General features: G+C 63.3%; 7 protein-coding genes. 5 read left to right on the top strand and 2 right to left on the bottom strand.

Annotated features, from left to right (window positions below):
- The 5 genes from EB084_17480 to EB084_17460 form a co-directional block, all read left to right on the top strand.
- A partial coding sequence (locus EB084_17480) for an arginase (protein NDD30050.1) occupies positions 1-185 on the top strand: 185 nt, incomplete at its 5' end.
- A 93-nt stretch (positions 186-278) separates the two neighbouring features.
- Positions 279-1,145 carry an S-methyl-5'-thioadenosine phosphorylase gene (mtnP, locus tag EB084_17475; GenBank protein ID NDD30049.1) on the top strand — a complete coding sequence of 289 codons (867 nt, stop codon included), beginning with the start codon at positions 279-281 and terminating at the stop codon, positions 1,143-1,145.
- Between the two features lie 98 nt (positions 1,146-1,243).
- Entirely contained in the window at positions 1,244-1,726 is a 483-nt protein-coding gene (locus tag EB084_17470) for a prepilin-type N-terminal cleavage/methylation domain-containing protein (GenBank protein ID NDD30048.1), read from the top strand.
- 212 nt (positions 1,727-1,938) lie between these two features.
- Positions 1,939-3,117, top strand: a complete 1,179-nt coding sequence (locus EB084_17465; GenBank protein ID NDD30047.1) for a 6-phosphofructokinase — start codon at positions 1,939-1,941, stop codon at positions 3,115-3,117.
- Between the two features lie 184 nt (positions 3,118-3,301).
- A complete protein-coding gene (locus EB084_17460; protein ID NDD30046.1) occupies positions 3,302-3,718 on the top strand; it encodes a prepilin-type N-terminal cleavage/methylation domain-containing protein in 417 nt (138 codons plus the stop codon).
- 61 nt (positions 3,719-3,779) lie between these two features.
- Here EB084_17460 and EB084_17455 read toward each other — a convergent pair whose 3' ends face one another.
- Positions 3,780-4,604, bottom strand: a complete 825-nt coding sequence (locus tag EB084_17455) for a SigB/SigF/SigG family RNA polymerase sigma factor (GenBank protein ID NDD30045.1) — start codon at positions 4,602-4,604, stop codon at positions 3,780-3,782.
- A gap of 358 nt (positions 4,605-4,962) precedes the next feature.
- On the bottom strand, positions 4,963-6,270 hold a 1,308-nt coding region (feoB, locus tag EB084_17450; protein ID NDD30044.1), incomplete at its 5' end, for a ferrous iron transport protein B.

Below are 6,270 nucleotides of genomic sequence, written 5' to 3'. Positions count from 1 at the left end.
GCACCCTCGTACGCGGCGGCCTCACCTATCGCGAGGCCCACCTGGCCCTCGAGATCATCGCCGAGCATGGGGGCATGCTGGCGCTCGAGATCACCGAGGTGAATGCGGTTCTCGACGTGAACAACCGGACCGCCGAGCTCGGGGTTGAGCTGATCCTGTCGGCGCTGGGAAAGTCGATTCTCTGATCTCGTCTGTGCATCAGACCGCCGGGCGGGTAGGAGTCTCTCGGCCAGGCAGAGAACGGTCGAACCTTCATCAAGCGACTCGGGGAGGAAGACATGCAGTCCATTGAAATCGGTGTGATCGGCGGATCAGGGATCTACGCCATGAAAGGTGTGGAGGTTATCTCCGAGATCGAGGTCGACACCCCGTTCGGCCCCCCCTCGTCGAGCATCGTTCACGCCCGTGTCGGAGGCCGTGACGTGGCGTTCATCGCGCGCCACGGCAAGGGGCATCGTCACAATCCCACGCACGTTCCCTATCGGGCCAACATCTTTGCGCTCAAGAAGCTCGGGGTGAGCACCGTCTTCTCGGTGAGCGCCGTGGGGAGCCTCAGGGAAGAGCTGGCGCCGCGCCACTTCGTGCTTCCCGATCAGCTGATCGACCGCACACGGCTGCGCACCGGGACCTTCTTCGACGAGATGGCCGTTCATGTGGGCTTTGCCGAGCCGTTCTGCGGGCGCTTGCGCGCCTTCATCGCAGACAGTGCCTCCGACATGCCGGTGCGTGTGCACAGCGGGGGGACCTATGTATGCATGGAGGGGCCGCTGTTCTCGACGCGGGCCGAGTCGAACCTGTATCGCAGCTGGGGAGCCTCGATCATCGGCATGACCGCCCTGCCGGAGGCCAAGCTGGCGCGCGAGGCCGAGATGTGCTACGCCACGATCGCGCTGGTCACTGACTACGATGTCTGGAAGGATGAGCACGTGAGCGTCGAGATGGTTCTCGAGACGCTCAGTGCGAATGCGTCCAATGCGAATGCCCTGCTGCTTCGTGTCATCGAGAACGCGCGACCGAGCGATGAATGCGCTTGTCGTGGAGCCCTTGCCAACACCATCATGACCGACCCGATCCTGATCTCGGATGAGATGCGAACACGTCTTGCGCCGCTGCTCCAGCGCTACCTGCCGACCTCTTCATATTGACGGTGTGATCGGTGGAGCTCGATTCTGTAGGCCGCGAGTAAAAAAAACTTTTCATCGTGTGATTCTTTACAGGACCCAGCGCAACCACGCCGAACCATATGTTGAATCCTCGGGCTCGCTTCATAAGCAAGTCAGGGTGGCGAATGACCTTCTGGAGGCGCGGTGTTATGATCACGGGTTACCGTAAGCGTGGATTCACACTCATCGAGCTCATGGTGGTGATCTCCATCATTGCCATTCTCGCCGCCATCCTGGTCCCCAACTTCGTGAAGTCGAAGGCGCAAGGCCAGGCTGCAGCCTGCAAGACGAACGTGAAGAACATCGCGACCGCGCTCGAGATGTACACGCATGACAGCGGTGGGCGCTTCCCCACCGTGCTCACCAACGTGCTGCCCAACTATATCAAGACGATTCCCACGTGTCCGTCGCTCAATGCACAGGCGGTGTACACCAACGGGTATGCCTCATCCTCGGTGCCTGATTCCTACACCCTGGTGTGCAGCGGTCTCAATCATGCGGGTGTCGGGTATTCCGCAAACTATCCGCAGTACACGAACCGCGCGGGTCTCATCGAGAAGTAGACCGCTGCGCTTCGCGGCTCATCGTGCCATCTGCGCACCGCCCCCTGGGGCGGTGTTTTTTGATGGGGTCCGCGCGGTCTCTTGCCGCGATCTCTGCCCGAGCAGACCTGTCAGATTCCCCGTCGGGGTGCGAGAGCGGGCGGCAGGGGGAACGATCTCAGGGCGGGAATCGTGCCGCGGCGCGGTGATGGCGCGTGCAGAGAGGAGAGGCGATGAAGCGAATCGGCATTCTCACGGGCGGAGGCGATGTGCCGGGACTCAACGCCGTCATCAAGGCGGTTGTGTATGGCGGCACCGAGCGGGATTTCGAGGTCATCGGCATCCGCAAGGGGTGGGAGGGGCTGACCCACGTCAACCTCGACGACCCTGAGAGCCACGCGCACTACGTCAAGACGCTCACGCGCGACAACACCCGCACCATCGATCGCACGGGGGGAACCTTTCTTCACACGAGTCGCACCAATCCGTCGAAGATGAAGACCGTTCCCGCGTTCCTCAGTAGCGACGCCTTCCCCTCGAGCCGCGTGCGCAGGGGCACGGGCTCCGCGAAGGTGTTTGACATGACCTCGGCCGTGATGTCGAATATCGAGCGGCTTGGCATCGAGCATCTCATCGTCATCGGGGGCGACGACACGTTGAGCTACGCATCGCGTCTCGACAAAGAGGGGGTCAAGGTCATCGCCATCCCCAAGACGATGGACAATGACGTGCAGAACACCGAGTACTGCATCGGGTTCTCCACGGCCATCACCCGCGCGATGTCGGCCATCGAGCGCCAGCTCACCACGGTGGGCTCGCACGAGCGCATCGGCATCTTCCGGGTGTTCGGACGCGACGCCGGCTTCACCGCGCTGTATACAGCCTACGTCACGAGCCTGCGCTGCGCGATCCCGGAGCATCGGGTCCATCTCGAGAAGCTCGTCGACCTTGTGGTCACCGACAAGCGCAACAATCCCAGCAACTACTCTCTTGTCATTGTCTCGGAGGGGGCCACGTGGAAGGGGCATGTGACCCGTGAATACGGCGAGCCGGACGCTTATGGGCACCGCAAGAAGGTCAACGTGGCCGAAGATCTCAGCGACGAGATCAAGCGTCTGACGGGTCAGCAGACCATCGTCAGCGATCTCACCTATGATCTGCGCAGCGGCGAACCCGATTTCATGGACCGCCTGGTGGGCATGACATTTGGGAACATGGCGCTCGACTGTCTCACCGAGGGCACGAGCAACGTCATGATGGCGGTCTCGAACGGCTGCTTCGATCGCGTGCCCATTCCCGATCCGGCGCAGGGGCCACGGCGTGTCGACGTGGCGACGATGTACGACACGGTGCGCTATCGCCCCAACTATCGCAACAAGCTGAACCTTCCCATCTTCCTCTCGCGCGTCTGAGAGCCCCCTCGCGCACGCGAACGCGACCCTTCCCTCACAGCGCGAGCCTGTTCCTCCCGCAAACCTGGCGACACGGTGCAGTGACAGCCACTTGTTTCGGAACGGCTTGACGCGGGAAGGAAAAACATATAATCTTTACGGGTTCTTTCATTGTCGCTTCATATCTGAAAATCAAGGGGGCCACATGCAATTCCGCTCTCGCAGTACAGGCTTCACACTCATCGAGCTGATGATCGTCATTGCCATCATTGCCATCCTGGCGGCGATCCTGGTTCCGAACTTCATTCGTGCTCGCGCTCAAGGCCAGGCTACGGCGTGCAAGTCCAATCTGAAGAACATCGGAACCGCCCTGACCATGTATTCCACCGACAACTCGGGGCGCTATCCCACGAATCCCTCGACCTTGACACCGAACTACCTGAAATCGATTCCGACCTGCCCGTCGGTGGGCACGGTCTCATACACGACGAGCGGTTTCACCTCTGCAAGCGTGCCTGACGCCTTCACGGTGATCTGCAGCGGTTCGAGCAATCACTCGGGCGCGGGGTACGCGGCCAACTACCCGCAGTACAACTCCACCCAGGGCCTGGTCGAGCGCTGAGCGCTCCTTGCGTTGCACGCCCCTGGGGCTCAGGCCTCATGTCCGCGCGGAGACATCGCTCTCAGCCCCTGACGCGCGCCGTCGTTGCAAGCGCGCCCGCTGGCAGAGGGGGTTCCTTCGGCTCGATGGCTTCGCGAAGGGTGGTCAGCGCGCGCTTCTGCAAGCGGGAGATGTGCATCTGCGAGAGCGATAGGCGGCGGGCCACCTGCGCCTGAGACAGTCCCTCGACGAAGCGCAGGCGCACGATCTCGCGCTCTCGCTGCGGAAGTCGGTCACAGGCTCGTTCCAGGATGACGCGGAGATCTGCGTTGCGCATGGCCGGGTCGTCGTGACCAATGGACAGCGGCGTGCGCTCGTCCCCTTCCTCGCCTGACGGGTTCTGCATCGCATCGATGGAGAGGGCCCGGTAGTGCTGGGTTGATTCGAGGGCTTCGGTCACCTGCTCGCTGGTGACGTGAAGCGCATTGGCGATCTCGTGCGTCGTGGGGACGCGTCCGAGGGTGTGCGACAGGGCTTCCTGGCTGCGGCGCACCGCCTGGCCGAGCTCTTGCAGCCGCCGGGGAACGCGCACGGCCCACCCCTTGTCGCGGAACCATCGCTTGATCTCTCCGAGCATCGTGGGAATGGCGTAGGTCGAGAACTGATGCCCGAGGGTCGGGTTGTAGCTCTGAACGGCCTTGACCAGCCCGAGGGCCGCAACCTGCTGCAGGTCTTCCAGTGATTCTCCGCGATCTGCAAAGCGACGTGTCACCTGCCGAACGAGATGCATCTGCCGCGCCACGATCTCCTCGAGAAGAGCGGGGCTGCGGTCTTCGTGGTAGCGTTCCAGGAGCATTGACAGCGCCACAGACGATGATGCAGACGGGGAAACGGGGGGGACGGACATTCAGCCTCCTCGAGCCCGCGCGAGCGGGAGATGACCAGTGTTCCCTGGCCTTCCCCATCTTGACGCCTTTCGCTGCGACTGCGCTACGGCCGCCTGGATACCCTTGGAGGATCCTTTCGGATCCATTCAGAGATAGGGGGAGGGCGGTGGGCCGCGCACCCCGTGCACGCCGGCGGAGGCGCGATGGTGCGTCCCAGTGATACGGCGGCGCGGCGAAGCCACATCGGCAGGCTGGGGCGTGCGCTCAGTGCGCGAAGATGGGCAGCCACGTGGCCCCGCCATCGTGTTGGTCCGAGGGCGAGCGTCAGGTGCGCGCACGCCACCCCCACCAACGCGAGCACGACCAGCTCCTGACCTGTCATGACGCGAGCATCCACGAGGCTACGTGGTAGGTGACGAATGCCGCGAGGTACGCGAGAGCGAACATGTAGGCCGCCATGACAATGGGCCAGCGCCAAGAGTTGGTCTCTCGGCGGGTGATGGCCAGGGTGGAGAGGCACTGGGGGGCGTACACGTACCAGGCGAGAAACGCAAGGGCGGTGGGAAGCGACCAGGCGTGGGCCAGGGTCTCGCCCAGCCCGGCCTCGCTTCCGCTGACGGCGTAGACCGTTCCCAGGGCCGCTACGGCAACCTCGCGGGCTGCGAGGCCCGGGATGAGCGCCACCACGATCTCCCAGTTGAATCCAACAGGGCTGAACAGGGGGGCCAGCGCGCGTCCGAGCATGCCCGCAAAGCTGTACTGGATGAGCGGGCCGTTCACGTCGGTGGGTGGCGGCGCGGGATGGGAGCTGAGGAACCAGACCACAATCATGGCGCTCAGAATGAGGGTGCCCGCACGTTTCAGGAACACGACGAGACGTTCGAGGAGCCCGAGTGTCACGCTCTTCACCGAAGGGGTCTTGTAGGTGGGCAGCTCGAGGATGAGCGGTGGGCGTGGTCCGGTGAACAGCGTCTTCTTCAGCAGCCACGCCACGATCAGCGCGGAGATGATGCCCGAGGCGTAGAGGGTGAACAGCACGAGGCCCTGCAGCCTGAGGGGGCCCAGCACCGATCGGTTCGGTATGAACGCGGCGATGATAAGGGCGTAGACGGGAAGGCGGGCCGAGCACGTCATCAGGGGGGCGATGAGAATCGTGGCCAGGCGATCGCGGGGATTCTCGATGGTGCGGGTGGCCATGATGCCCGGGATGGCACAGGCAAAGCTGCTCAGCAAGGGGATGAACGCGCGGCCGTGGAGTCCGACCCCGCCCATGAGACGATCGAGCAGGAACGCGGCGCGCGCCATGTATCCCGAGTCCTCGAGAATCAAGATGAAGAAGAACAGCACCAGGATCTGAGGCACGAAGACGATCACGCTTCCCACCCCGGCAATCACCCCTTCGGTGAGAAGGCTTCGCAGCGCACCTTCGGCCATGTGGCTGCGCACGGTGTCTGACAGCCACTCGATGGCGGCCTGCAGCAGCTCCTGTGGCATCTTCGCCCAGCTGAACACCGCCTGGAAGATGACAAAGAACAGCGTGGCCATGATGAGCAACCCCCACACCGGGTGGAGTAAAACCTCATCGATGCGCCGGGTGATGTCGGCGGCTGTGCCCTTGCGACGCACGCTCGCCTCGAGCACGCGCTTCACCTCTTCGTGCAGCTGGCGCAGCGCCTGCGCGTCCGG

The organism is Pseudomonadota bacterium, assembly GCA_010028905.1.
In the GTDB taxonomy this organism is placed as follows: domain Bacteria; phylum Vulcanimicrobiota; class Xenobia; order RGZZ01; family RGZZ01; genus RGZZ01.
This window is presented reverse-complemented; position numbering and strand designations above follow the sequence as displayed.

Bases quoted from the DNA above. Each gene is read 5' to 3' on its own strand.
- mtnP (NDD30049.1), top strand. From the start codon at position 279: ATGCAGTCCATTGAAATCGGTGTGATCGGCGGATCAGGGATCTACGCC.
- EB084_17470 (NDD30048.1), top strand. From the start codon at position 1,244: ATGTTGAATCCTCGGGCTCGCTTCATAAGCAAGTCAGGGTGGCGAATG.
- EB084_17465 (NDD30047.1), top strand. From the start codon at position 1,939: ATGAAGCGAATCGGCATTCTCACGGGCGGAGGCGATGTGCCGGGACTC.
- EB084_17460 (NDD30046.1), top strand. From the start codon at position 3,302: ATGCAATTCCGCTCTCGCAGTACAGGCTTCACACTCATCGAGCTGATG.
- EB084_17455 (NDD30045.1), bottom strand. From the start codon at position 4,604: ATGTCCGTCCCCCCCGTTTCCCCGTCTGCATCATCGTCTGTGGCGCTG.